The sequence below is a fragment of the Pseudomonas profundi genome, assembly GCF_008638305.1.
In the GTDB taxonomy this organism is placed as follows: Bacteria; Pseudomonadota; Gammaproteobacteria; order Pseudomonadales; family Pseudomonadaceae; genus Halopseudomonas; species Halopseudomonas profundi.
Window position 1 is genome coordinate 115,355 of sequence record NZ_VTPZ01000012.1, and the last position, 24,918, is coordinate 140,272.

General features: G+C 59.5%; 26 protein-coding genes and 1 tRNA gene. 16 read left to right on the forward strand and 11 right to left on the reverse strand.

Annotated elements, in window-relative coordinates; all coding sequences use genetic code 11:
• Positions 1-16 precede the first annotated feature (16 nt).
• Positions 17-1,930 (reverse strand): ATP-binding cassette domain-containing protein, encoded by a 1,914-nt coding sequence (locus FZE95_RS15450; protein ID WP_150301774.1) that lies wholly within the window; start codon positions 1,928-1,930, stop codon positions 17-19.
• Positions 1,931-2,035: 105 nt separating this feature from the next.
• Between FZE95_RS15450 and FZE95_RS15455 the strand changes: the two genes are divergently transcribed.
• Entirely contained in the window at positions 2,036-2,533 is a 498-nt protein-coding gene (locus FZE95_RS15455) for a TIGR02444 family protein (RefSeq protein WP_150301775.1), read from the forward strand.
• A gap of 22 nt (positions 2,534-2,555) precedes the next feature.
• On the opposite strand, the gene FZE95_RS15460 is transcribed toward FZE95_RS15455, so the two are convergent.
• From FZE95_RS15460 to FZE95_RS15485, 6 genes are all read right to left on the reverse strand, one after another.
• A complete protein-coding gene (locus tag FZE95_RS15460; RefSeq protein ID WP_150301776.1) occupies positions 2,556-3,074 on the reverse strand; it encodes an AlgP family protein in 519 nt (172 codons plus the stop codon).
• Between the two features lie 2 nt (positions 3,075-3,076).
• Entirely contained in the window at positions 3,077-3,559 is a 483-nt protein-coding gene (rsd, locus tag FZE95_RS15465; protein ID WP_150301777.1) for a sigma D regulator, read from the reverse strand.
• Positions 3,560-3,742: 183 nt separating this feature from the next.
• On the reverse strand, positions 3,743-4,261 hold the full coding sequence (locus tag FZE95_RS15470) for a disulfide bond formation protein B (RefSeq protein WP_150301778.1): 519 nt from the start codon (positions 4,259-4,261) through the stop codon (positions 3,743-3,745).
• A 125-nt stretch (positions 4,262-4,386) separates the two neighbouring features.
• Positions 4,387-4,884: a protein-export chaperone SecB gene (gene secB / locus FZE95_RS15475; RefSeq protein WP_150301779.1), complete on the reverse strand. Its 498-nt coding sequence runs from the start codon at positions 4,882-4,884 to the stop codon at positions 4,387-4,389.
• A gap of 56 nt (positions 4,885-4,940) precedes the next feature.
• A complete protein-coding gene (grxC, locus tag FZE95_RS15480) occupies positions 4,941-5,198 on the reverse strand; it encodes a glutaredoxin 3 (protein WP_150301780.1) in 258 nt (85 codons plus the stop codon).
• A 1-nt stretch (position 5,199) separates the two neighbouring features.
• Complete coding sequence (locus FZE95_RS15485; protein ID WP_150301781.1) at positions 5,200-5,634, reverse strand: rhodanese-like domain-containing protein; 435 nt, start codon at positions 5,632-5,634, stop codon at positions 5,200-5,202.
• Positions 5,635-5,814: 180 nt separating this feature from the next.
• On the opposite strand from FZE95_RS15485, the gene gpmI reads away from it, so the two are divergent.
• The 4 genes from gpmI to FZE95_RS15505 all read left to right on the forward strand — a co-directional run bounded on the left by gpmI (position 5,815) and on the right by FZE95_RS15505 (position 10,862).
• Complete coding sequence (gene gpmI / locus FZE95_RS15490) at positions 5,815-7,353, forward strand: 2,3-bisphosphoglycerate-independent phosphoglycerate mutase (RefSeq protein WP_150301782.1); 1,539 nt, start codon at positions 5,815-5,817, stop codon at positions 7,351-7,353.
• Positions 7,354-7,366: 13 nt separating this feature from the next.
• Positions 7,367-8,551 carry a murein hydrolase activator EnvC family protein gene (locus tag FZE95_RS15495; protein ID WP_150301783.1) on the forward strand — a complete coding sequence of 395 codons (1,185 nt, stop codon included), beginning with the start codon at positions 7,367-7,369 and terminating at the stop codon, positions 8,549-8,551.
• Between the two features lie 89 nt (positions 8,552-8,640).
• Positions 8,641-9,924 (forward strand): S41 family peptidase, encoded by a 1,284-nt coding sequence (locus FZE95_RS15500; RefSeq protein ID WP_150301784.1) that lies wholly within the window; start codon positions 8,641-8,643, stop codon positions 9,922-9,924.
• On the forward strand, positions 9,921-10,862 hold the full coding sequence (locus FZE95_RS15505) for a divergent polysaccharide deacetylase family protein (RefSeq protein ID WP_150301785.1): 942 nt from the start codon (positions 9,921-9,923) through the stop codon (positions 10,860-10,862). Before FZE95_RS15500 ends, FZE95_RS15505 begins: the two co-directional genes overlap by 4 nt.
• Before the next feature lie 245 nt (positions 10,863-11,107).
• Here the strand turns inward: FZE95_RS15505 and hisF are convergent, their stop codons facing one another.
• The 4 genes from hisF to hisB all read right to left on the reverse strand — a co-directional run bounded on the left by hisF (position 11,108) and on the right by hisB (position 14,004).
• Entirely contained in the window at positions 11,108-11,881 is a 774-nt protein-coding gene (gene hisF / locus FZE95_RS15510) for an imidazole glycerol phosphate synthase subunit HisF (RefSeq protein ID WP_150301786.1), read from the reverse strand.
• Between the two features lie 31 nt (positions 11,882-11,912).
• Positions 11,913-12,650 (reverse strand): 1-(5-phosphoribosyl)-5-[(5-phosphoribosylamino)methylideneamino]imidazole-4-carboxamide isomerase, encoded by a 738-nt coding sequence (gene hisA / locus FZE95_RS15515; protein ID WP_150301787.1) that lies wholly within the window; start codon positions 12,648-12,650, stop codon positions 11,913-11,915.
• A 109-nt stretch (positions 12,651-12,759) separates the two neighbouring features.
• Positions 12,760-13,407 carry an imidazole glycerol phosphate synthase subunit HisH gene (gene hisH, locus FZE95_RS15520; RefSeq protein WP_150301788.1) on the reverse strand — a complete coding sequence of 216 codons (648 nt, stop codon included), beginning with the start codon at positions 13,405-13,407 and terminating at the stop codon, positions 12,760-12,762.
• A 3-nt stretch (positions 13,408-13,410) separates the two neighbouring features.
• Positions 13,411-14,004, reverse strand: a complete 594-nt coding sequence (gene hisB / locus FZE95_RS15525; RefSeq protein ID WP_150301789.1) for an imidazoleglycerol-phosphate dehydratase HisB — start codon at positions 14,002-14,004, stop codon at positions 13,411-13,413.
• A 111-nt stretch (positions 14,005-14,115) separates the two neighbouring features.
• Here hisB and FZE95_RS15530 point away from each other — a divergent pair, with 111 nt between their 5' ends.
• From FZE95_RS15530 to FZE95_RS15580, 11 genes are all read left to right on the forward strand, one after another.
• Positions 14,116-15,228: an NAD(P)/FAD-dependent oxidoreductase gene (locus FZE95_RS15530; RefSeq protein ID WP_150301790.1), complete on the forward strand. Its 1,113-nt coding sequence runs from the start codon at positions 14,116-14,118 to the stop codon at positions 15,226-15,228.
• 64 nt (positions 15,229-15,292) lie between these two features.
• Positions 15,293-17,461, forward strand: coding sequence for an AsmA family protein (locus FZE95_RS15535; protein WP_150301791.1), 2,169 nt, complete (start codon positions 15,293-15,295; stop codon positions 17,459-17,461).
• Positions 17,458-18,504: an A/G-specific adenine glycosylase gene (gene mutY / locus FZE95_RS15540; protein ID WP_150301792.1), complete on the forward strand. Its 1,047-nt coding sequence runs from the start codon at positions 17,458-17,460 to the stop codon at positions 18,502-18,504. The genes FZE95_RS15535 and mutY overlap by 4 nt, the downstream gene beginning before the upstream one ends.
• 35 nt (positions 18,505-18,539) lie before the next feature.
• The gene (locus FZE95_RS15545; protein WP_150301793.1) at positions 18,540-18,812 is read left to right on the forward strand and encodes an oxidative damage protection protein; all 273 of its coding nucleotides are present in this window, start codon (positions 18,540-18,542) and stop codon (positions 18,810-18,812) included.
• 87 nt (positions 18,813-18,899) lie between these two features.
• Positions 18,900-18,975: transfer RNA gene (locus FZE95_RS15550), tRNA-Phe, on the forward strand.
• Positions 18,976-19,546: 571 nt separating this feature from the next.
• Positions 19,547-20,404 (forward strand): DMT family transporter, encoded by an 858-nt coding sequence (locus FZE95_RS15555; RefSeq protein WP_263398690.1) that lies wholly within the window; start codon positions 19,547-19,549, stop codon positions 20,402-20,404.
• A 241-nt stretch (positions 20,405-20,645) separates the two neighbouring features.
• Positions 20,646-21,413 carry an ABC transporter ATP-binding protein gene (locus FZE95_RS15560; RefSeq protein WP_150301795.1) on the forward strand — a complete coding sequence of 256 codons (768 nt, stop codon included), beginning with the start codon at positions 20,646-20,648 and terminating at the stop codon, positions 21,411-21,413.
• Between the two features lie 12 nt (positions 21,414-21,425).
• The gene (locus tag FZE95_RS15565) at positions 21,426-22,175 is read left to right on the forward strand and encodes an ABC transporter substrate-binding protein (RefSeq protein ID WP_150301796.1); all 750 of its coding nucleotides are present in this window, start codon (positions 21,426-21,428) and stop codon (positions 22,173-22,175) included.
• Positions 22,176-22,221: 46 nt separating this feature from the next.
• Positions 22,222-22,914: an ABC transporter permease gene (locus FZE95_RS15570; RefSeq protein ID WP_150301797.1), complete on the forward strand. Its 693-nt coding sequence runs from the start codon at positions 22,222-22,224 to the stop codon at positions 22,912-22,914.
• A complete protein-coding gene (locus FZE95_RS15575; protein WP_150301798.1) occupies positions 22,911-23,612 on the forward strand; it encodes an ABC transporter permease in 702 nt (233 codons plus the stop codon). The genes FZE95_RS15570 and FZE95_RS15575 overlap by 4 nt, the downstream gene beginning before the upstream one ends.
• 3 nt (positions 23,613-23,615) lie before the next feature.
• Positions 23,616-24,812, forward strand: coding sequence for a methyltransferase (locus FZE95_RS15580; RefSeq protein ID WP_150301799.1), 1,197 nt, complete (start codon positions 23,616-23,618; stop codon positions 24,810-24,812).
• Positions 24,813-24,918 lie beyond the last annotated feature (106 nt).

Consider the following 24,918-nt stretch of genomic DNA (forward strand, 5'->3'; position numbering starts at 1 on the left):
CTTTCAAATGAGAGAGTCAGGCGGAATGGCTTTCGAGCTCTTCGCTTGCTTCCAGCCATTGCTCTTCCAGTTGTTCTATTTTTTGTCGGCAGGCTGCCTGTCGGCTCAGCAGCGTCTTCAGCTGATCTTTCATGCCTGCCGTGTAAATCTCGTTATTCGCCAGCCCGGTTTCGATATCAGCCAGCTCAGCTTGCGCCTCGCCCATCTGTTTCTCTAGCTTGTCGACCTGTTTCCTGAGCGGTGCCAGGCGTTTGCGTTCCTCGGCAGCGAGGCGTCGCTGGGTCTTGGCGTCGACCCGTTCTTCGTCGGGTTGAGCACCGGCTGGCGCGTTGGCAATGCGGATGTCCTCAGCTTGCTGCTGTCGGAACCGCGCAAGCCAGCGGGTGTAGGTATCCAGATCTTCCTGGTACGTCTGCAATCTGCCATCGGCGACCAACCAGAGTTCGTCGGTGGTATCGCGAATCAATGCCCGATCGTGAGACACCAGCAACATGGCGCCTTCGAAGCCCTGCAGGGCGAGCGTCAACGCGTGGCGCATTTCCATGTCCAGATGGTTGGTCGGCTCATCGAGCAATAGCAGATTGGGTTTCTGCCAGGCAATCAAGGCCAGCGCCAGTCGGGCTTTTTCGCCCCCGGAAAAATGCAAGACCGGTTCCTCTGCGCGTGCGCCGTGGAAGTCAAAACCACCCAGGAAGTTGCGTAATGATTGCTCGCGCTCCTGCGGCGCGATGCGCGCCATATGTAGCAGCGGGCTGGCTTTCGAATCAAGGCTGTCCAGTTGATGCTGGGCGAAATAACCGATCGCCAGATGTTCGCTGGATTTCAGCTCGCCATCCATCAGCGCCAGGCTGCCGGCGAGCGTTTTGATCAGCGTTGACTTGCCGGCACCATTTGGACCCAGCACACCTATGCGTGCGCCTGGCACCAGCTGCAACTTCACCTGATGCAAAATGGCCTGTTCGCCATAGCCCAGCACGCCTTCGCGCAAATCGATCAGAGGACTGGGTTGTTTGTCGGCCTCGCGGAAGCTGAAAGAAAATGGCGAGTCGAGGTGCGCCGGGCTCAGCGTTTCCATGCGTTCAAGCGCTTTCAGCCGGCTTTGCGCCTGCTTGGCCTTGGTCGCCTGTGCGCGGAAGCGGGCAATATACTTTTCCATGTGTTCACGTTGCGCCTGCTGCTTCTCGAATGCGGCTTGCTGTTGAGTCAGGCGCTCGGCACGGGTGCGCTCGAACTGCGTGTACCCGCCCCGGTACAAGGTGAGCTGCTTGTTCTCGACGTGAACGATATGTTCAACCACCGCATCGAGGAAGTCACGGTCGTGGGAAATCAATACCAGTGTGCCCTGGTAAGCCCTGAGCCAGTCCTCCAGCCAGAGAATGGCGTCGAGATCCAGGTGGTTGGTAGGCTCGTCCAGCAGCAACAGGTCAGACGGACACATCAGCGCCTGCGCCAGGTTCAGTCGCATTCGCCAGCCGCCGGAGAAATCGCCTACCCGGGCTTCGCACTGTTCGGAACTGAAGCCCAGGCCGGCGAGCAGAACCCGTGCGCGGGCATCGGCGCTGAAGCCGTTATGCGATTCGAGCTCGGCGTAGAGCATGCCAAGGGCATGGTTGTCATGTTCGTCCTCGGCGCGTTGCAGTCGTTGCTGGATCTCGCGCAGGCGTTGGTCTCCATCAAGCACATAATCGACCGCCACGCGATCCAGGTTGTCTATTTCCTGGAGCATGTGGGCAATGCGCCAATCGGCGGGTATTGTGCAACTGCCAGCGTCCGGCGTGAGCTCGCCGCGGAACAACGCAAAAAGGCTTGATTTGCCGGCACCATTTGTACCGAGCAAGCCGGCTTTCTGGCCCGGATGTAAAGTCAGGTCGGCGTTTTCCAGTAGACGCAAGGCGCCGCGCTGAAGAGTCAGGGATTCAATTTTGATCATGCGCGGGAGTATATCAGCGCGTCAGCCTCTGTGAGCCGTTCCGTGGTTGCGATGGCGGCGTCTCAGAGGTTTTAACAACAGCGAGCCGCTCTAAGGGGGGGACGGATGAACGAATTGCAACAGGTTGAAGCTGGCGTGATGTTGCGCCGGTTTGCCGAGGGGGTATATGAGCAGCCAGGGGTCGAGCCGCTGTTGTTGGACCTGCAGGATAATCACGGCTGTGATGTGTTGTTGCTGCTCTACGCCTGTTGGCTTGGGCAGCGACGCGAAGCGGCTTCGTTCTCGCGGTGGGAGGCTATTGTCGATTGGCATTGGCCGTGGCAGGCCCAGGTCGTCACGCCGCTGCGAACCGCCAGACGCTTCCTCAAGGGACGCGAAGATTCAGCCGATCTGTATGTAAAGGTGAAGGGCTGCGAGTTGGAGGCGGAGCTTTTGCAATTGGAACGGCTGGCAAGCCATGACCGTGGGGAGGCGTTGGACATCAGGCGGGACGACTCTGTGGAGGAGCAGCTTGCGGCCTGCTGCGATGCACAGGGCATTGAACTGAGTGCCGCGCTCCGTGGACGGCTTGATCGGCTTGCAGTACTGGCGGCGCCCCTATAGGCACGCCGCCAGCACGGTTTATTCAGGCGTTGGTAGTGGCGCTGGCCGGCTTCTTGGCAGGGTTCTTGGAGCGTCCACGGCGCGGCCCGCTGCGTGGCCGCGGCGGCGGAGCCTGATCAGGATTGTCGCGTTTCTCAATCGCCTGGCTGACTTGCCCGTCGATCCGCTCGAAGCCCTTGGCCAGGCGCAATGTCTGACGGATATCCAGGCGTAGCTGCTTGACGTAGGCATCGGCTGAGTTACGCGCTTCGCTCAATTCCACTAGCGCAGCTTCCAGCTCATCAACCCGGCTCTGAGCCTTGTTAACCGATTTATGCTCTTCGCCGCTCTGCCGCGCAGCCAGTTTCTCGCGCGCCTCAGTCAGCTTGTCATCAAGTTTGGCTTTCTGACGTTCGAGTTTTTCCAGTGCCTTGACGGCGTCATGCTCGGCTTGCTGGCAGGCTTCACCCAGTTGCTCATTGAGCGTGCGGGTCAGGGTCTGCAAAAGGTGCAAGGGTGTCGGCACCCGTGAAGATTTCTTGCCTTGGGTAGTGGCTGTCACAATTACTCCAGTTTTTCGGGGGCGCTGAGCATGTCCTGATGGCAGTTATGCAGTACTTCGATGAGGCAGTCCTCGAGTTCGAAGCGCTCGTGCAGTAAACCGCCCAGCACCTTGAGGTCCTTCTGCATGGTTTCTTCGTCGAAATCGGTGGTGTCGCCGTATCGGTCGTTGAACGTCAGGGCGGCCTGGGTAATGGTTTCTATGCGGGGATAGACCTGGCCTGCAAGATCCAGGCTGCGGACGTCCTGAAGTTCCTCGGCCTCGCGTGTCAGCTGCTCGTAGATTTCAAAGTGACCGGCGCAGACATAGTCAATCAGGATGGTGCAAAAGGAGCCAAGTGCCTGCTCGGGATGGGCAGCAGACGGAGCGCGGTCGCGTAAACCGGTGAACTCCAGGACAACTTGTTTGCGCTCGGCCAGCCAGCGATCGACCATTTCATTGACACCGCCCCAGCGTTCCTGGGCTGTAGTGCAGCTGTCCAGCATTTTTTACACCTCTTCAGTGAGCGATCGTCATACCGGCGACCGAGATCCGGAGTGCTTGATTCATCATTGTGGCAACAGAATAGGCCACTCCGGTCTTCCGCATCAAGAGCTGAAACTGCCGGAGATCTGTCGTCACGCTACGCTGTTATGCGCTTGTGTCAGTAAAGCGTCGGGTCTGTTGGGTTAATCATTCCTGCGCAGCAGTTGCAGCAGACCGAACAGCACAAACCCGATGAAGGCGATCAACGTATATTCAGCGATGCTCAAGCCAAGGAATGTCCAGGTGACCGCTGCGCAATCAGCGGTGCCGCTGAATACCAGGCGGAGCATTTCCTGAAAGGGCAGCACGTCCATCATGTAGTCGAGGCTTGGCAGGCAGGAAGGTAGCTGGTCCGCTGGTTGATGCTGCAGCCACACCTGGCGACCGGCGATAGCCACGCCGAATGCGGCTGATACTGTGATCAGTAGGCCATAGACACGCGCGGCCACCGGCCGCTTGCCTGTCGTGGTGGTCGGAACGGGGTTGTGCAAGACCGCGGCGAGACTGATCAGACCGAGAATGACGAACACTACGCGCTGCACGATACACAGCGGACAGGGCTCAAGACCCATTGCATGCTCCATGTACAACGCAACCGCTAGCAGTACGAGACACAGAATGAAGGAAAGCAGATAAAGCGGGCGGGAGGCGGGTTGGGTCATGCTTGTATCCGTCGAGGCGTTGGGCGGTGGCCTACCTTAGAACAAGGTATCGGGGCTGACAAGCGGAGCGCTGAGTTGTGATAACGCCGACCGCAACCGCGATCGGCGCTTGTGCGGTTGCCGGGTCAGGCGGTACCAGCGGCTTCCTGCTGACGGCGTTGTTCGTTCTGCGCGTACAGCGCGTCGAAGTTGACCGGCGACAACATCAGGGGAGGGAAGCTGCCACGGCCAACCAGGCTGTCGATCGCTTCGCGGGCATAGGGGAACAGGATGTTCGGGCAGAAGGCACCGAGCGTGTGACGCATCGCTGCTTCGTCCAGACCAGTGATGGCGAAAATACCCGCCTGCTGTACTTCAGCAATGAAGGTGACTTCATCTTCACCGTTGGTCACGGTGGCGGACAGGCTCAGCACCACTTCGTGGATGCCTTCCTGAAGCTGGGTGTGGCGGGTATTCAGATCAAGATTGACCTTGGGGCTCCATTGAGTCTGAAACACCGCCGGCGACTTCGGCGACTCGAAGGAAAGATCCTTGACGTAGATACGCTGCAGGCTGAACTGCACGGCAGGCTGATCCTGGCCTGCGCCGTTGGCAGTTTGATTGTTCTGGTTGTCGTCGGCCATATTCGGTCCTTAAGTATGTTGTTTTTGATGTTGTAGCGGCGGGATCTTTTCCCGGACTATTTGCCCAGCATGGAATCCAGTTTGCCGGAGCGTTCCAGGGCGACCAGTTGATCGCAACCGCCCACGTAGGTGTCGTTGATCCAGATCTGCGGTACCGATGTGCGCCCGCCGGCAAGGCGAGTCATTTCGGCCCGAACCGCTGGCTGACCGTCAACCACGATTTCCTTGTACTGAATCTTCTTGCTGTCCAGCAACTGCTTGGCACGAATGCAAAAAGGACAATAGTTGCTGCTATAGATAGTTACTTCAGACATGTCATTTCACCAGTGGAAGATTGTCGGCTCGCCATCCGCTGATGCCCCCGACCAGCCTGTGCACATTGTTGTGCCCGGCTGCCTTGAGCTGTTTGGCGTAAGCCCCGGCATGCTGACCATTGGCGCAAACCAGGATGATTGGCTTGTCCTTGTACTTGTCCAGTTCTACCAGACGCGTTGGCAGGCTGTCATGGGGAATGTTGATCGAGTCGACGATATGGCCAGCCGCATAATCTTTCTTGGGACGGATATCGACGACCTGGGCATTCTCCCGATTGATCAGATTGGTGGCCTGTTGCGTGGTGATGGATTTTCCAGCCTTGCGACCTTCAGTAATGATCAGCAGGGTCACTACCACCAGAAAGGCGAGAGCGAGCAGATAATGGTTGCCGAGAAACTCGGTGAATTTTTCGATGAACTGCAAAAGAGCCTGCATTGGACGTGTTCCGGGGTCGATAAAGTCCGCCAGTATACACAGCACGTCTGGGTCACAGAACCTCCCCGTGCATGACAGCCCGGTGCGCTGCAAGTAAACTGTCGGCAACATGCCTGTCGGGTCTTGCGAGGCCGTCGGCGGGTACGCTTTCCACGAAGACAACCTGCGAGCCTACTCCGTATGACAGCTGCCCCAAAACCACTGGTACTGATGATTCTCGACGGCTTCGGCCACAGCGAATCACCCGAATCCAACGCCATCATGGCCGCGCGGACCCCGGTCTGGGATCGGCTCTGGTCGACCGCGCCGCACACGCTGGTGTCGGGCTCGGGCATGGATGTGGGGTTGCCGGATGGCCAGATGGGCAACTCGGAAGTGGGCCATATGAATCTGGGCGCCGGCCGTGTCGTCTACCAGGATTTCACGCGCGTCACCAAGTCCATCATGGAGGGGGACTTCTACGAGAATCCCGAGCTGTGCAAGGCGGTCGATGCCGCGGTCAAGGTTGATCGCGCAGTGCATATCATGGGCCTGTTGTCACCAGGTGGTGTACACAGCCATGAGGAACAGCTGGTGGCGATGGTCGAGCTTGCCGCGCGTCGTGGGGCTAGCCAGATCTACGTACATGCGTTTCTGGACGGCCGCGATACGCCGCCGCGCAGCGCGGCACCTTCACTTGAACTGCTCGAAGAAGCCTATCGGCGCCTGGGCAAAGGCAGAACGGCGAGTCTGATTGGCCGTTATTTCGCCATGGATCGCGACAACCGTTGGGAGCGTGTTGAGGCAGCCTACAACCTGGTCGCCGAAGGCCAGGCGAGTTTCTCTGCTGTTGCGGCTGCCGAAGCGCTAGCCGCTGCCTACGAACGAGATGAGAGCGACGAGTTCGTCAAGGCAACCGCCATCGGCACGCCAGTACGGGTGGAAAATGGCGATGCGGTGATCTTCATGAACTTCCGTGCTGACCGTGCCCGGGAACTGACGCGCGCATTTGTCGAGCCTGATTTCGATGGGTTCACCCGCCAACGTCAGATCCAGCTGGGTGGTTTTGTCATGCTTACCCAGTATGCAGCGAACATCCCCGCACCCTGCGCATTTCCGCCGTCTTCGCTGGACAATGTGTTGGGCGAATACCTCGCCAAGCAGGGCAAGACCCAGCTGCGGATTGCCGAGACCGAGAAGTACGCGCACGTCACGTTCTTTTTCTCCGGCGGACGTGAAGAGCCATTCGAGGGCGAAGAGCGCATTCTGATCCCGTCTCCTCAGGTGGCGACATACGACCTGCAGCCGGAGATGAGCGCGCCCGAAGTCACTGACCGCATCGTCGAGGCGATCGAGCAGCAGCGCTACGATGTAATCATCGTCAACTACGCCAACGGTGACATGGTTGGGCATACCGGTGTGTTCGAGGCGGCAGTCGCGGCAGTCGAGTGTCTGGATGCCTGCATCGCACGTATTACCGACGCGCTGGCCAAAGTAGGTGGCGAAGCCCTGATCACAGCTGACCATGGCAATGTTGAACAAATGTCGGACGACAGTACCGGTCAGGCACATACCGCGCACACCTGTGAGCCGGTACCTTTCGTCTATGTCGGTCAGCGCAACGTTACTCTGCGCGACGGCGGTATTCTGTCCGACGTGGCACCGACCATGCTGGCACTGCTCGGCCTGGAGCAACCGGCTGAAATGACGGGTCGCTCCATTGTCAGTCTGGCGCCCTGAGGGAGCCGCGCCGATGCGATTTGGCCAGGGCTGGCGAGCAATGTCATGGCGTGCCGGAGCGCTGGCGGCGCTGATGGCATGCGCAGGCGCGCTGGCGGTCCCGGTTTTGGCGCAGGATTCGCGCGAAGCCAAGGCGGAGCTCAAACAGACTGAACAGGAGATCGCCCGGCTCAAGAAAATGCTCGGCGAACTCGAGCAGGACATGTCCGGGCTCGAGCAGGAGCTCAAGCAGAGCGAGTCGGAAATTGGTCGCCTGCAAAAGGAAAGTGAAACCCTTGAACAGCAGATCGAAGAGGGCGAATCCCGCATTGATGACCTGCACGACCAGGCTGAAGCATTACAGGTGGCCCTCCAGGAGCAGGAACAACAGATTGCCCGCCAGGCTCGCTCTGCCTATATGGCTGGCCAGCAGGATTACCTGAAGCTGGTACTGAACCAGGATGATCCTGCTCGCGTCGCCCGGATGATGCGCTATTACGAATATGTCAGCCGCGCGCGCATGGAAGAGATCACGACCTACAACCACACATTGGCTCAGATACGGCAGGCCAGCGCGGCGATTGCGCGCGAGCAGGCGCAGCTGCATGAAAATCGCGAACAGTTGGCCGAGCGACAGCAAGCCGTAGAGGCGGAACGCGAGACGCGGGCGGAACTGCTGGCCAGTCTCAAAAGTGAAAGCCGCACCAGCGAGCAGCAGCTCAAGCAACGCCAGTCCGAGCGTGCGGAACTGGCCGCATTGATCAAGAAGCTCGATGAAGCCATCACCAGCATCCCGACGCCGGCCGGCAGTCTGCCGTTTGCGGACGCCAAAGGTAAGTTGCCGCTGCCGGTCAAGGGCAGTATCCAGTCGAAGTTCGGCAGCCAGCGGGGCGACGATGCGCGTCTGAAGTGGGACGGCCTGGTCATAACGGCCGAAGCTGGCACGACAGTGCATGCCATTCATGGTGGCCGCGTAGTCTTTGCCGACTGGTTGCGCGGTTCCGGTCTGCTGCTGATTCTCGATCACGGCAATGGTTATCTCAGCCTGTACGGCCACAACCAGGCGCTGTTGCGCGACGTGGGCACCTGGGTTCAGCCAGGCGAGGCCATTGCCACCGTCGGCAGCAGCGGTGGCCTCTCCAGCTCGTCGCTGTATTTCTCTATCCGCAAACAGGGCCGTGCACTGGACCCGTTAGCCTGGTGTATGCTGTCGAGCTGATGAGGACGCTGTGAAACATCTCGCCCGACTGGCGTGGTGGTTTACCGGCGGTTTCTCAGACCAAATCAATTCTGTGTTCGGAGAGTTAGATGACTGCTGCGCGTACCTTGTCCGCTATCTGCCTGAGCCTTGCTCTTGCTGTCGTTCCGGCTCATGCCCAGCGTCAGGACGAGGCGCCCGCTGCGCCCCTGCCTCTGGACGACCTTCGTACCTTTGCTGAAGTGCTCGAGCGCATCCGCGCCGCCTATGTTGAGCCGGTGGATGACGCCACGCTGCTGCAGAATGCCATTCAGGGCATGCTCGAGGGGCTGGATCCGCATTCTTCATACATGGAGCCCGAAGCCTTCCGTGGACTGCAGGACACCACAACCGGCCAGTTTGGCGGGCTAGGTATCGAGGTTGGCCAGGAAGACGGCATGATCAAGGTCATCTCTCCGATCGACGACACCCCCGCAGCCAAGGCGGGCATCCAGGCCGGCGATCTGATCGTCAAGATTGATGATCGGTTGGTCAAGGGCATGACCCTGATGGAAGCGGTCGAGCTCATGCGCGGGGAGGCTGGCACCAAGGTTGTGCTGACGCTGGTGCGCGGTGAAGGACGGCCCTTTGATGTTGAGCTGGAGCGCGCCGTGGTCAAGGTGGCCAGCGTGCGCACCGAAGATCTGAATAATGGTTACGCCTACCTGCGGATCACCCAGTTCCAGAACAATACCGGCGATGAAGTGCGGGACACCCTGGCTCGTCTGAACAAGAAAGAGCAATTCAGAGGGCTGGTGCTGGACCTGCGTAATAACCCGGGCGGCGTGCTGCAAAGCGCCGTAGAGGTAGCCGACAGCTTTCTTGATGAAGGTCTGATCGTGTACACCAAGGGGCGGCTCAGCAATTCCGATATGCGCTTCAATGCCACCAGTAACAATCCCAGCAAGGACGTTCCCGTCGTCGTATTGATCAACGGCGGTTCGGCCTCGGCTTCGGAAATTGTTGCCGGAGCGCTGCAGGACCATTCCCGCGCCGTCATCATGGGAACTGACAGCTTCGGCAAGGGGTCGGTGCAAACCGTGCTGCCGCTTAACAATGATCGCGCACTGAAGCTCACTACAGCCCTGTATTACACGCCGAATGGTCGCTCGATTCAGGCGCAGGGCATCGTCCCGGATATTCGCGTCGAGCGCGGTCACCTGGTTCGGGACGAGCAGGAAGCCGGCTACCGGGAGGCGGATCTGGAAGGTCATCTGAACAACGAAAATGGTAACCAGCGGCCGACGATTCGTACGCCAGTCAACCAGGGTGATAATCCTGAAGAGACCGATTATCAACTCAGCCAGGCGCTTAACCTGCTCAAAGGTCTGAATATCACCCGCGCCAAACAATGAAGCGAATGGTCTTGGGGCTGCTGGCAATACAGCTCGCAGCCTGCAGTGACCCTGTGCCCGAATCAGCCATCGATGAGCACATTGCCGAGCCTGCCAATGAGCCAGTCGAGGCTCGGCTCCCGATTGTCCGGCCGGCTACTCCCGAGGCAGACCTTCTGCGCGTGGAGTGGATGCGTATCGAGCATGCGGGTTGGGAAACCCTGGCACAGCAGGTTGAACAGCCATTGCAGTCAGTACCCGTGGCCGGACGAGAGCGTCCGGGCGAGATGCCTGCGCTGGGTATCATCATCGACGATCTCGGCCACAACTATTCGAGGGGTCGTCGGGTCATTGATCTGCCCGCGCCCGTCACGCTGGCAATCCTTCCGCATACCGCCATAGCCGCCCGGCTAGCCAAAGAAGCCAGCGCAGCAGGACGCACTGTCATATTGCACCTGCCCATGCAGAACGGCGCGAACCTGTCGCCTGGCCCGGGCGCGCTCTTTGCCGATATGAACCGCGAGACTTTCACCGCCACGCTGCAAGGCAATCTGGATGATTTCGGCCCGCTATCCGGCGTCAATAATCACATGGGCAGTCTGCTCACTACGTTGCGCCCGCAGATGGACTGGCTGATGGATGAGCTGCGTGAGCGTGATTTGTTCTTTGTAGATAGTCGAACATCAGCGCAGACCCAGGCGGCCTTTGCCGCCCAGGAGCACGGCGTACCGCATCTGCCGCGGGACGTGTTTCTGGATAATGAGCTAACGCCCGGAGCGTTGCAGAATGCTTTTGATCGGGCGTTGGCCGAGGCGCGAAAAAACGGCGTGGCGGTGCTGATTGGTCATCCGCATGAACAGACACTGGCGTTTCTTGAGCAGGTGTTGCCGGGGCTGGAGCAGCGTGAAGGGGTGCGGGTTGTGGCGATGGAGGAGTTGGTGGGGCGGAATAGGCGCTGAGTGTGGTGTGAAGCCAAACCAAGGCGTCCTTCGGCCGCCGATCGCGGCGAGTCGCCCCTCCCACAAATTAGTTTTTTTGTCAGACGCTAGATCCGTGCCGAGATCCAGATGTAAGGCGGGTGTCAGTCATTGTCCGTCTAAGCAAGCTGTCAATAGTTCACTGCGCACCATAACTGTGGGAAGGGCGATCGGGGCGCCGAACCGTCGCCGCGATTGGCGGCCGCAGGACGCCCCGGGGGCTGGCTCTACAGCCGCATCTCTATCCCACGCTCAGCCATATACGCCTTGGCTTCGCCGATGGTGTACTCACCAAAGTGAAAAATACTCGCCGCCAACACCGCATCGGCGCCGCCTTCCAGCACGCCATCCGCCAGATGTTGCAGATTGCCGACCCCGCCAGATGCAATGACCGGGATATGCAGCGCATCGCTGATGGCGCGGGTGACGCCCAGGTCGAAGCCGCTTTTCATGCCGTCCTGGTCCATGCTGGTCAGCAGGATCTCGCCGGCGCCGAGGGCCTGCATCTTGCGCGCCCACTCGACGGCGTCCAACCCGGTGGGTTTGCGGCCACCATGGGTGAATATCTCCCAGCGCGGCGTCTCGCCGTCAGCTGAGACGCGCTTGGCGTCAATGGCTACGACAATGCACTGGCTGCCGAAACGGTCAGCCGCCTCGCCAACAAATTCTGGATTGAACACCGCAGCGGTGTTGATCGAGACCTTGTCAGCGCCGGCATTCAGCAGATTGCGGATATCGCTGACGGTGCGCACGCCGCCGCCTACGGTCAGCGGAATGAAGACTTCACTGGCCATGCGTTCGACGGTGTGCAGTGTGGTATCGCGTTCCTGATGGCTGGCGGTGATATCCAGGAAGGTAATCTCGTCCGCGCCCTCTTCGTTATAGCGACGGGCAATCTCAACCGGGTCGCCGGCGTCACGGATGCTCTCGAACTTCACGCCCTTGACCACGCGGCCATTGTCCACGTCCAGGCAGGGGATGATTCTTTTTGCCAGTGCCATATTCAGATCCTCGTTGGAACAGAGCCGGCTGTCAGCCTTGCGCCGCGTCGCAAAGCGCCTGGGCTTCGGCGACGTTCAGCGTACCTTCATAGATAGCGCGCCCGGTAATGGCGCCGACGATTCCCGGTGCACGTGCATCGAGCAGGCTTTGAATATCGCCCAGGTTATGGATGCCGCCGGAAGCAATGACGGGGATCGAGGTTGCGTTCGCCAGCGCCGCGGTGGCTTCAACGTTGCAGCCCTGCATCATTCCGTCCTTGGCAATATCGGTATAGACAATCGCCGATACGCCGTCGGCTTCGAAACGCCTGGCCAGATCCGTGACCTGGATTTCGCTGACTTCAGCCCAGCCGTCGGTGGCGACGAAGCCGTCCTTGGCGTCCAGCCCGACAATCACCTTGCCGGGGAAGGCGCGGCAGGCTTCGCCGACAAACTCCGGCTGCTTGACCGCCTTGGTGCCGATGATCACGTAGTTGACGCCCGCACGGACATAATGCTCGATAGTTTCCAGGGAACGGATGCCACCGCCAATCTGGATCGGCAGATTCGGATAGCGGCGAGCGATCGCGGTAACCACTTCCCCATTGACCGGCTTGCCTTCGAAGGCGCCGTTCAGGTCGACCAGATGCAGACGGCGACAGCCGGCCTCCACCCACTTGGCGGCCATGGCCACCGGGTCGTCGGAAAATACGGTGGCGTCATCCATAAGGCCCTGGCGCAAACGTACGCACGCGCCGTCCTTGAGGTCGATAGCGGGAATGATCAACATGGAATATGTTCCTTGGTTTGCGGCATCGCTGTAGGCAGAAGGCTTGGGATTGGCAGGCTGGGCACTGAGTGGCTTATCCAGCCTGCTGGCTCAAGCGGTATGTTCGGGGTTACCAGCGCCCATCCCAGGCCAGAAAGTTCTGCAACAACTGCAGTCCATTGGTGTGGCTTTTCTCGGGGTGAAACTGGGTAGCAAAGACATTGTCCTGGGCCAGCGCCGCGGCAATGTCGACGCCATAATGGCAACGGCCGGCCAGTTGCGTCTGGCGCGCCGGAACGCCGTAATAGCTGTGCACGAAATAGAAGCGCGCGTCCTGTTCGATACGGTGCCACAGCGGGTGATCAAGCGTCTGCTTGACCTGGTTCCAACCCATGTGGGGGACCTTGAGGCGGGTGCCGTCTCCTTCGCGCAATTCATCGCCGAAGAATTTCACCTTGCCGGGAAACAGTCCGAGACCGTCCACACCGCCGTTTTCCTCGCTGTGCTCAAGCAGCATCTGCATGCCGACACATACACCCAGCAACGGCTTTTGCGTGGCGACCTGGCGCACCACCTCGTCCAGGCCGAGCTGGCGCAACTCGCTGACGCAGTCGCGGATCGCGCCGACACCGGGCAATACCACGCGGTCGGCGGCCAGGATGATCTGCGGGTCGCTGGTCAGTTCAACGTGGCGCGCGCCGACATGCTCGAGCGCCTTGGCGACGGAGTGCAGATTGCCCATGCCATAGTCAATAACCGCTACGTGAGTGTTCACCATGAATTACAGACAACCTTTAGTGGAGGGCATCATGCCGGCCATACGCGGGTCCTCTTCAATGGCCATGCGCAGCGCACGACCAAAGGCCTTGAACACGGTTTCGATCTGGTGATGCGTGTTGGTGCCACGCAGCGTGTCGATGTGCAAGGTCACCAATGCGTGATTTACGAAGCCCTGGAAGAACTCCTGGAACAGATCGACGTCGAAGCCACCAACCGTTGCACGGGTAAAGGGCACATGCATCTGCAGGCCGGGCCGTCCGGAGAAGTCGATTACCACGCGCGAAAGTGCTTCATCGAGCGGAACATAGGCATGACCGTAACGACGAACGCCTTTCTTGTCGCCCAGCGCCTTGGCAAAAGCCTGGCCGAGCGTGATGCCGACGTCTTCCACGGTGTGGTGGTCGTCAATATGCAAATCGCCGCGACAGTGTATCTTCATGTCGATCAGACCGTGCCGGGCTATCTGGTCCAGCATGTGCTCAAGAAAGGGAACGCCGATATCGAAGTCCGCCTGGCCGGTACCGTCCAGATTGATGTCGACTTTGATTCGCGTTTCCAGCGTGTTGCGCTCGACGCTTGCCTTGCGCTCAGCCATGGCAGTTCTCCAGTAATACGATCAAGGCCGAGCATTATACGTACAGCGTGGGGTGCGGGCTACATCAGGGCTCAGGAATGTGGAACAGGGTAATTCAGCAAGGGAATAGCAATGAACGATTGTGACGTAGTGGTAGCAGGGGCCGGCGTGGTCGGCCTGGCAATAGCCCAGCATCTGGCCGCCAGCGGCCGTTCGGTAATGGTGTTGGAGCAAGAAAGCTGGCCGGGCCAGCATGCATCGAGCCGCAACAGTGAAGTCATCCATGCGGGTATCTACTATCCGCCGGGCTCGTTGAAGGCAGCATTGTGCAAGCAGGGGCGCGATCTGCTGTATGACTGGAGCGAACGCCATAACGTACCGCATCGGCGTATCGGCAAGCTGTTGGTGGCGGTAGAGCCCGGTGAAATAGTCGCACTGCAGGCGCTGCACGACAACGCCTCGGCCAACGGCGTCGAGCTGCAATGGCTGAGCGCCGAGCAGGTGCACGAGCTGGAGCCGGACGTCAAAGCTGTCGCCGGCCTGTTTTCGCCGCTGACCGGTATCATCGACAGCCATGCGCTGATGCAGTCATACGAAGCGGCGTTGCAGGCCAATGGCGGAACGCTGGTCTGCAATGCGCGCATCGAGCGCGTCGAGCCGACGCCGGATGGATTGCGTGTCAGCGGCCACAGCGCGGGCGAGGCTTTCGAGTTGAGCACTGCCTGGCTGATCAATGCCGGGGGGTTGTTTGCGCAGCAGCTGGCGGCCAGCGTGAAGGGGGTTCCGGCCTCGGTGATACCGCCTGTGCATTACTGCAAGGGCAGTTATTTCGCCTATAGCGGGCCGTCCCCCTTCCGGCATTTGGTTTATCCTATGCCCGAAGCCAACACCGCAGGACTCGGTGTGCATGCGACGCTTGATATGGGCGGTCAGCTGCGCTTCGGTCCGGATGTGCTATATCAGGACGATCTGAATTATCAGGTTGCCCCGTCGCTGGCGCCGAGCTTCGCCCGGGCCATTTGCCGTTATTGGCCGCAGTGCGAGCCGGAACGCCTAGTGCCTGGCTACGCTGGCATCCGCGCCAAGCTCAGCGGTCCGGGTGAAGTGGCTCGCGATTTCACCCTGCAGGATGCGCGCACGCACGGTATTTCCGGACTGATCAACCTGTTCGGAATCGAGTCGCCGGGTCTGACGTCCAGCCTCGCCATTGCCGAGAAAGTAGCCATGCTGATGGACAGGCTCTAAGGTAATGCGTTTTACGATACATACAGCGGGCCGCGGGTCCGGGCATGAATAACAAGGGGTACCCATGAAAGCGCTGAAAATAGTTGGTCTGGTGGTGTTCGGCTTACTGGTGCTGGGGGTGGGGCTGCTGTTTTTCCTGACTCGCATATTCGACCCGAATGACTACAAGGAAAATATCCAGCAGGCCGCGCGCGAGCACGCCAACGTCGAGCTGACGCTGGAGGGTGATATCGCCTGGTCATTGTTCCCCTGGTTGGGTATCGAGCTCGAGCAGGTTGGCGTTGCACCGCTCGAGCAGCCTGATCAGCAGCTGGCACAAGTCGGTTCCATGGGGCTTGGCGTCAAGGTACTGCCGCTGTTGCGCAAGCAACTGCGCATGGATGATGTGATTCTCGACAGCGTCAGTCTCAATCTGGTTCGCAACCAGCAGGGCGTCGGTAACTGGGAATCGATCGGTGCCAGCGAAGAGGTGGTGCAGGAAGAGGGCGCAACCACCGAGGCTGAACCGGCGCAGGCCGGCGGTGATCTGGATATCGCCATCGAGAGCGTACGCATCACCAACGCCAACGTGCGTTACACCGATGAGCAGGCGGGGCAGAGCCTGCAGATGGAAGACATCAATCTGACCACGGGTGCGCTGATTGAGGGTGAGTCATTCGATGTCGAGTTTCTTGGGCTGCTGATTGTGGACGATCCGGCACTGCGTGTGCGCCTGGATCTGAACAGCGTGGCGCGTTTTGACCTGAGCCAGAATCGTTATGAGCTGGAAGCTATCGATCTCAAGGTCGATGCCAGCGGTACGCCGTTCTCGGGGCGTGCGGTCAGTCTGGAACTGCAGGGTAACGCACTGGTGGATCTGACCGAGCAGATCGCCGAGCTTAATGAAATGCGCCTCACCGTCGCCGATATGCGTGCCACCGGCCAGCTCAAGGCTACTGATCTGAGCGGCGAGATGAAACTCACCGGTAATCTGGATGCCGCGGAATTCGACGGCCGCAAATTCATTCGCTCGCTGGGACAGGAGTTGCCGGAAACCTCCGACCCCCGCGCTCTGGAAGCGGTAGCGCTATCGGCCAATATTGATGGCACCGCCAACAGCCTTATGCTCAACGATCTCAAGCTGGTCGTCGATGGTAGCGAGCTGACCGGCGACGCCGGACTGGCGGACATTGAGCGTCAGGCGCTGCGCTTCAATCTCACCGGTAACACCCTGAACATCGACAAATATCTCCCAGCCGAGGAAGCGCCGAGCGAGGACGCAGCCCCGACGCCAGTATTGCCTTCGGGTGGCAGCCGCTCGGGCATCGCACCGCCGGCCTGGAGCGACGAGGCAGTGCTGCCGCTGGAAACACTCGCCACGCTGGACGTCGACGGTAAGCTGAGCCTGCAGGAAGTCATCGTTACCGGTCTGACCATCAGCCCCTTCGAGGTCAGCGTGCTGGCCAAGGATGGCCTGGTTCAGCTGCGGCAGTTGAGTGGTGGCGTGTTTGGCGGCGAGTTTGCTGCGCAGGGCCAGATCAACACCCGCAGCACCCCCACCACTGTCAGTATCAAACCTGTTCTGACCAACATCGATTCGTTGGCGCTACAGGAAGCCTACGAACAGCCGCCACAGATCCGCGGGCTGGTTGACCTGAATGCGGATTTGCAGGCGCAGGGCAACAGCATCTACCGGTGGATGGATACCCTTGATGGCAACGCCAGCTTCACCGTGAATGACGGCGCGTTGGTCGGCGTCAATCTCGAGCAGCAGCTGTGCAGTGCTATCGCACTGGCCAATCGCAAGGCGTTGTCGGAGTCCCGTGGTGGACAGGACACGCCGTTCCGCCGGCTGCAGGGCAGCTTCAATATCGAAGACGGCCAGGTGCGCAACGACGATCTGGTCGTCGCGTTACCGGGCATTGCAGCCAGGGGCCGCGGCAGTGTGAACCTGCCGCAGCAGAAGCTGGATTACCGCCTTGGTCTGGAGATTCAGGGTGACACCCGCGAAATGCCGGATCCGGCCTGCCAGGTCAATGAGCGCTATGTCGGTATCGAATGGCCAATTCGTTGTGAAGGTTTTCTGCATAACGCCGCCAGTAGTTGTGGTGTGGATGGTGACGGCGTGGCGAAAATTGCCGGACGTCTGATTGGCGACGAAGCCAAGCGCAAGGTCGAGGAAAAACTCGAAGACGAACTGGGTGATAAGGCGCCTGCCGTGCGTGATGCGCTGCGAGGTCTGTTAGGCCGGTGAGTCCCGCAGCTTTTTCGCAGGCGGTGCTGGAATGGTATGACCGCCACGGCCGCAAGGATCTGCCCTGGCAACAGGATATGACGCCCTACCGGGTATGGGTGTCGGAAATAATGCTGCAGCAGACCCAGGTGGCCACGGTCATCCCGTATTACCAGCGCTTCATGGAGGAGCTGTCCAGCGTTCAAGCGCTGGCTGCTGCTCCCGCCGATGAGGTTCTGCACCTGTGGACCGGACTCGGTTATTACAGCCGCGCGCGCAACCTGCACAAGGCTGCGCAGGCTGTTGTCGAGCACTTTGATGGCGTGTTTCCCACCAGCGTTGAAGGGCTCACCCAGCTGCCGGGGATAGGTCCATCAACTGCGGGCGCCATTGCCAGCCTGAGCATGGGGCTGCGCGCGCCCATTCTCGATGGCAACGTCAAGCGCGTGCTGGCTCGGTATCACGCCGTGGAAGGCTGGCCAGGCGAGCGTACGGTGCACGACAGACTCTGGGAAATGGCCGAGCGCTACACGCCGACCGAACGCGTCGATCATTACACCCAGGCCATGATGGATCTAGGTGCCACGCTGTGTACCCGTAGCAAGCCAAGCTGCCTGGTATGTCCGCTGCAAACCGGATGTGAGGCGCGCCAGTTGGGTCAGCCAACCCGCTACCCGAACCCGCGTCCGAAGAAAGTGTTACCGGTGCGCCAATGCGTGATGCCAATGCTGGTCAACCCGGATGGTGACGTGTGGCTCGAACGGCGGCCCGACTCGGGCCTCTGGGGCGGCCTGTGGAGTCCGCCGCAGCTGGACGATCTGGTTGGCCTGGAGCAGCTCGTCGAGCGCCTGGGCTGGCAATCAGCAGCGCCACAAGCGCTCGAGCCACTACGGCACACATTCAGCCATTTCCATCTGGATATTCAGCCGTTGGTTGTGCGGGTCGAGCCAGGTCATGCCGTGACCGAACCGGGGCAGGTCTGGTATAACCTGCGCCAACCCTCCCGCCTTGGACTGGCTGCGCCGGTCAAGAAACTACTCAAGCGGGCCGAATTGATCATCTAGTAGCCGACTTTCCCACTTTTCTGAAGGAGTAGCCCATGACTCGCACGGTAATGTGCCGCAAGTACAAGCAGGAGCTTCCCGGACTCGACCGTCCGCCATATCCTGGCGCAAAAGGTGAGGCCATCTACAACGACGTCTCGAAGAAAGCCTGGGACGAGTGGCAGGCTCACCAGACCATGTTGATCAACGAACGTCGCCTGAACATGATGGATGCCGAGGATCGACGCTTCCTGCAGAGCGAAATGGAGAAATTCCTGTCCGGTGAAGATTACGCTCAGGCCGAGGGTTACGTGCCCCCGGCGCAATGACCGTCAGGTAAGCGGCTGAAAAAAAGGAATTATTTTCCAGGCCGCGCTTGACACATAACCTCTTAAACCGTTTAATAGCGCCCCGTTGCCCAGATAGCTCAGTCGGTAGAGCAGAGGATTGAAAATCCTCGTGTCGGCGGTTCGATTCCGTCTCTGGGCACCATTAATATCGACGAAAAGGCTCACCTCCGGGTGGGCCTTTTTGTTTTCCGCCTGCCGCACTCCTTTCTTGGTATTCCACCGTGCGGTGGGTGGGGTTCGATGTGTCTAGTGCGCGGGTTTTTAGCCGTTCCGATAAATGTATCGTTATGTTTCTGTAACAGCAGGTCACCCATTTGTGGTGTACGTTGAATGAACCACCCTTTGGCAGTAGTGGCCCTATGACCGATAAAAATAAACTCAAACCCTGCGCCTGGCCTAGATGTAACGGGCTGACCTTCGGCCGGTATTGCTTCCACCATCAACCCCTGGCGACCGCTTCCTGCGCCGAACCTGAAGAGAAGCGTTCCGATACGCGGTATCTGGATGACCGAAGCAGTTGACTGAGCCCGTGAGCCGCGGCTGATTCATCTGTCGTTTTAAAGGTACGCTCATCCATCTTCATATGCCCCGCGTCCGTCGTGTTGCATTCCAGGACGCTCATTGCCCCAACCGGGTGCGCTTGGCATGCTTGGAGCACCTCACAGTCACGCTGAATCTGATTCGGAGTACTGGTTATCCGCGCCTATGTTTACCTGCTGCTCGCAGTGTTTCTGTACGCCGGCAATATCCTGGTTGGTAAAGCAGTGGCCGGCACTTTGCCGCCTGTTTCGCTGGCCTTCGGACGCGTGCTGGTTGCGTTGATTGCGGTGGTCTGTCTGTTCGGTCCAGCCGCATATCGGCAGCGCCAGCTATTGCTCCGTCAGTGGCGTGGATTGCTGGCGGTCGCCGTGTCTGGCGTCGCGCTGTTTAACGTCTTCGTCTATTCCGCTCTCCAGCACACCAGCGCCACCAACGTGGCGGTACTGGAGTCGGGCGTGCCGGTCATCACCGCGTTGTGCATGGCGGCGTTTGTTGGCGAGCGCCTGAAAGCTCGGCAGTGGTTTGGTATTGTCCTGTCGGTTGCAGGCGCTGCGTGGGTAGTCTCCGCAGGCAATCCGGGCGAGCTGCTTGAGCAGGCGAACCGGGGTGATGTGCTGATGCTGCTGGCCGTGTGCGCCTGGGTCGGCTATTCCTTCACTATCAGGCGCTGGCTGGTCGGGATGCCTGCCTACGCAACCCTGGTACCGCTGATGGCCATCGCTGCGCTGATACTGGCGCCGATGGCGCTGGTTGAAAACGTACTGACAGAGCAGCGCTGGAGCCTGAGTGAAGAAGCCTTAATCGCCTTGTTATACTTGGGCCTGGGTCCCTCGCTTGTCGCCTTCGTAGCCTATAACCGTGCAGTGCTGTTAGTTGGGCCCTCGCGTTCAGCGGTATTGCTGAATCTTCTTCCGCTGGTGACCATGGCCGGCGGATTCTGGTGGCTGGGTGCTCCGATCACTCTGGTGCAGGTTGTTGGTGCGGTGGTAGTGGTGGTCGGCGTCACGCTGGTGGTATTCGAGCCGCGGTAGCGGGACTGCGACCGGCGATCGCTCAATACTTTCTGGATGTCAGTAATCAGGTTTATGGAAAGACTTTTGCATGAATATTCTATCCATGACCCGATGAGTGCTCTTGGTCATGTAACTGAGCTGTGCTAGTTTTGCGCGCATGACAGGATGATTGCAGATAAAGCTGCGTGATTCGTTCGGGCATAGCCTGCTCGAGCTCAATGTACAAGCGTCTGCGGACGCATGGATCGGAAAGCCTTACGTGACACCGCCAGCTTTGGAAGTGCGTGACCTGCACAAGCGCTACGGCGACCTTGAGGTACTCAAGGGCGTTGATCTTACTGCCCGCGACGGCGATGTTATCTCCATTCTTGGCTCCTCCGGGTCGGGCAAAAGTACCCTGTTGCGCTGTATAAACCTCCTCGAGAATCCTCATAAAGGACAAATCGTGGTGGCCGGCGAAGAAATGAAACTCAAGCCCGGTCGTGACGGTGCGCTGGTCGCTGCCGACAACAAGCAGATCAATCGTTTGCGTGCCAATATCGGCTTCGTCTTCCAGAGCTTCAACCTGTGGCCGCACATGAGCATTCTCGACAACATCATCGAGGCTCCGCGGCGCGTGCTGGGTCAGCGCAAAGCCGATGCGGTTGCCGCAGCGGAACTGTTCCTGGAAAAAGTAGGCATCGCCGACAAGCGCCACGCTTTTCCTGCGCAGCTTTCCGGTGGTCAGCAACAGCGCGCCGCTATTGCCCGCACTCTGGCCATGCAGCCACGTGTCATCCTGTTTGACGAACCGACTTCTGCCCTGGACCCGGAGATGGTCCAGGAGGTGCTGAACGTGATCCGAGCGCTGGCCGACGAAGGGCGTACTATGCTGTTGGTCACCCACGAGATGGGCTTTGCAAGGAATGTGTCCAGTCAGGTCGTTTTTCTGCATCAGGGACAAGTCGAGGAAATCGGTACGCCCGAACAGGTCTTCGATAATCCCGTGTCCGAACGTTGTAAACAGTTCATGTCCAGCCACAGGTAAGGAGTTGTAACCATGAAGAGCTACAAGAAGGTTTTGCTGGCCGCTGCGATGTCCCTGTTCATGAGTGCCCCGGCAATGGCGGAAACGCTGCGCATCGGCACAGAGGGCGCTTATCCGCCCTTCAATATGATCAACAGCAAGGGTGAGGTTGTCGGCTTCGATATCGATATCGGCATGGCGCTCTGTGAGGAAATGGGCGTCGAGTGCACGGTAGTCACCTCCGACTGGGACGGCCTGATTCCAGCGCTGAATACCCGCCGGTTTGACTTCCTGATCGCCGGCATGTCCATCACCGACGAGCGCAAACAGGCTGTTGATTTCACCGATCCGTACTACACCAACAAGCTGCAATTTGTCGCGCCGAAGAAATCTGATTTCAAGGTCGATAAAGCCAGTCTGGAAGGCAAGACCATCGGCACCCAGCGCGCCACACTCGCGGGTCAATGGCTCGAAGACAATCTGGGCGACGTGGTTGATATTCGCCTGTACGACACCCAGGAGAATGTTTACCTGGAGCTGAACTCCGGCCGTATCGATGGCGCGCTGGCAGACAAGTTCGTCCAGCATGACTGGCTGCAATCCGAAGCCGGCCAGGACTTCGAGTTCAAGGGCGAACCGGTATTTGATGATGACGAGATCGGTATTGCCGTGCGCAAGGGTGATCCGCTGCGCGAGCGTCTGAACAAAGCGCTGGCGGCCATCATCGAAGACGGCACCTACGAAGAGATCAACGCCAAATACTTTCCCTTCAGCATTCGCTGACCTCACGACCGGGCCCCGCGGGGCCCGGCGCGACTGAAAGATGCCCATGTTTGATTTGCACGGTTTTGGTCCGGCCCTTCTCGAAGGGACCTGGATGACGATTCGTTTGTCCCTGGCAGCGGTAGCGCTGGGGCTGTTACTCGGTCTGCTTGGTGCCAGCGCCAAGATCTCAGGCAACGTACTGCTGCGCGGCGTTGGCGGCTTCTATACCTCGGTTGTCCGCGGAATCCCGGAAACCCTGTGGGTGCTGATGGCTTACTTCGGCACCGTTTCGCTGATGAATGCGCTGGGCAGTTACTTCGGTAACCCGTATCTGACGCTAAGCCCGTTCCTGGCTGGAACGCTGGCGCTTGGGTTATGTTTCGGTGCCTACGCCACGGAAGTCTTCCGTGGCGCGCTGCTGTCGATCTCCCCCGGACAGAAAGAGGCAGGGCTGGCGCTGGGCATGTCGAACATGCGGATCTTCTGGCGTATTACTCTGCCGCAACTGTGGCGAGTCGCTCTGCCGGGGTTAGGTAACCTGTATCTCATCCTGCTGAAAGACACTGCCCTGGTATCGCTGATCACCCTCGAAGAAGTACTGCGCAAGGCCCAGGTCGCTGCCAATGCCACCAGGGAACCCTTCACCTTTTACTTCACCACCGCTCTGATCTATCTGGGCCTGACAGTCATCATCATGGCCGCACTGCACTGGTTTGAACGCCGGGCGAACAAGGGCTACGCAAGGACCGAGCTATGACCTGGGCTGAACGCTGGGCAACGATTCAACCCTGGCTGCCGCAGCTGTGGGAAGGCACGCTGGTAACGCTGGAGCTGGTCGGCCTGGCCGTATTGATCGGGCTGATACTCGCCATTCCGCTGGGGCTGGGCAGAGCCTCACGGCACTGGTACATCCGCGCCGTGCCCTATTCGTACATCTTCTTCTTCCGCGGCACACCGCTGATTCTGCAGCTGTTTCTGGTGTATTACGGCTTGTCGCAGTTCGAGGTGGTACGCGACAGCATGTTCTGGCCCTACCTGCGCGAACCCTATTGGTGTGCGCTGATTACGATGACGCTGCACACCGCCGCCTACATCGCCGAGATCCTGCGCGGCGCCATTCAGGCGGTACCACCCGGTGAAGTGGAAGCCGCCAGAGCGCTCGGCATGTCGCGTAGCCAGGCACTGCAATACATCATCCTGCCGCGGGCGATCCGTATCGGCCTGCCGGCCTATGGCAACGAGGTCATCCTCATGCTCAAGGCCAGCGCAGTGGTCTATACCGTTACCCTGATGGATCTCATGGGGGTGGTACGCACCATCAACTCACGCACCTACCAGTTCGAGCTGTTCTTCCTGGTAGCGGGGCTGATTTACCTGACTATCACCATTCTCTTCACCCAGTTGTTCAAGCTGGTCGAGCACTGGCTCAAGGTTGAGGCCAGTCGCAAGCGCTGAGCCATGGACTTCCTTGCGCGTTTTCAACAGCTGGATGCCTGGTTGAGTGAGCACCAGGCAGTCTGGCGCGCACGGCCTTTCACGCAGCTACAGCTGCCGTGGGAGCAGGTCTGGCCCGAGCTTTCCGTATTCTTGCGCGTCCGCTCGCTAGAGCAGGCCGAGCAAAACCACAACCAGCCCCATCTGCTCGACGCGCCTGCGCCCTTTACCGAGTTGGCTGCGCAGTCGCTCGCCTTGAGCCAGGTTGAAGACTGGTCACGTGCCCCGCCGAACCCGCTACCCGAATCGCTGACCCGCAATGTGCCGGGGCGCAAATGGCAGCAGATAACCCGCTTTGCTGATATTTCCCACCAGCGTCTGCCGCAGCCCGCGCAGCACTGGCTGGATTGGTGTGCCGGCAAGGGCCACCTGGGACGACTGTTGGCCTTCACCGGCGGTCAGCCGTTGAGCTGCCTTGAATACGACGGCGCGCTCAATGAGCAGGGCAGGGCGCTCAGTCATCAGTGCAATATTGAGGCGTCCCATGTAGATGCCGACGTGCTCAGTGCAAGCTCGTGGCAGCATTTGCAACCGCATCACACGCCGGTTGCCCTGCATGCCTGTGGCGAACTGCACATGACCCTGTTGCGCCAGAGCGTCGCCCGCGGCTGTGGACAACTGGTGCTGTCGCCATGTTGTTACAACCGGATCGAGACGGACAGCTATCAGCCACTCTCTGCCGCAGGCCGTAGGGCGCAGCTCAGCCTCAGCAAGGACGACCTCGCGCTGCCGCTGCTGGAAAGCGTCACAGCCGGACAGCGGGTGCGGCGGCTGCGTGATCAATCCATGGCCTGGCGCCTGGCGTTTGATCTGTGGCAGCGCGAAGCGCGCGGTGTTGATAGTTATCTTCCCACGCCTGCACGGCCGCAAAGCGCTTTGAATGTAGGTGTCGCAGACTTCTGCCGCAGCCTCGCCGCGCATCATCATCTTGAACTGCCAGAGCCGGCGGACTGGGGCGCGCTGGAACATGACGGCTGGCAGCGGCTGGCCCAGGTACGCAACCTGGAGCTGGTCGGAGCGCTGTTCAGACGTCCCCTGGAAATTTGGCTGCTTCTCGACCGCACCTTGTTTCTTCAGGAATCCGGCTTCTGTGTACAGCTCGGCCAGTTCTGCTCCGCAAGCCTTACGCCGCGCAACCTGATGCTCATTGGACATAAATAAACTGAACAGCCCACTACCAGCCTGTGAACGGCTTGCGCACAGACTTATCCACAGATTATGGTTGTGCACTGTTATCCCCGACATCTGTGCATAATCATGTTGACGA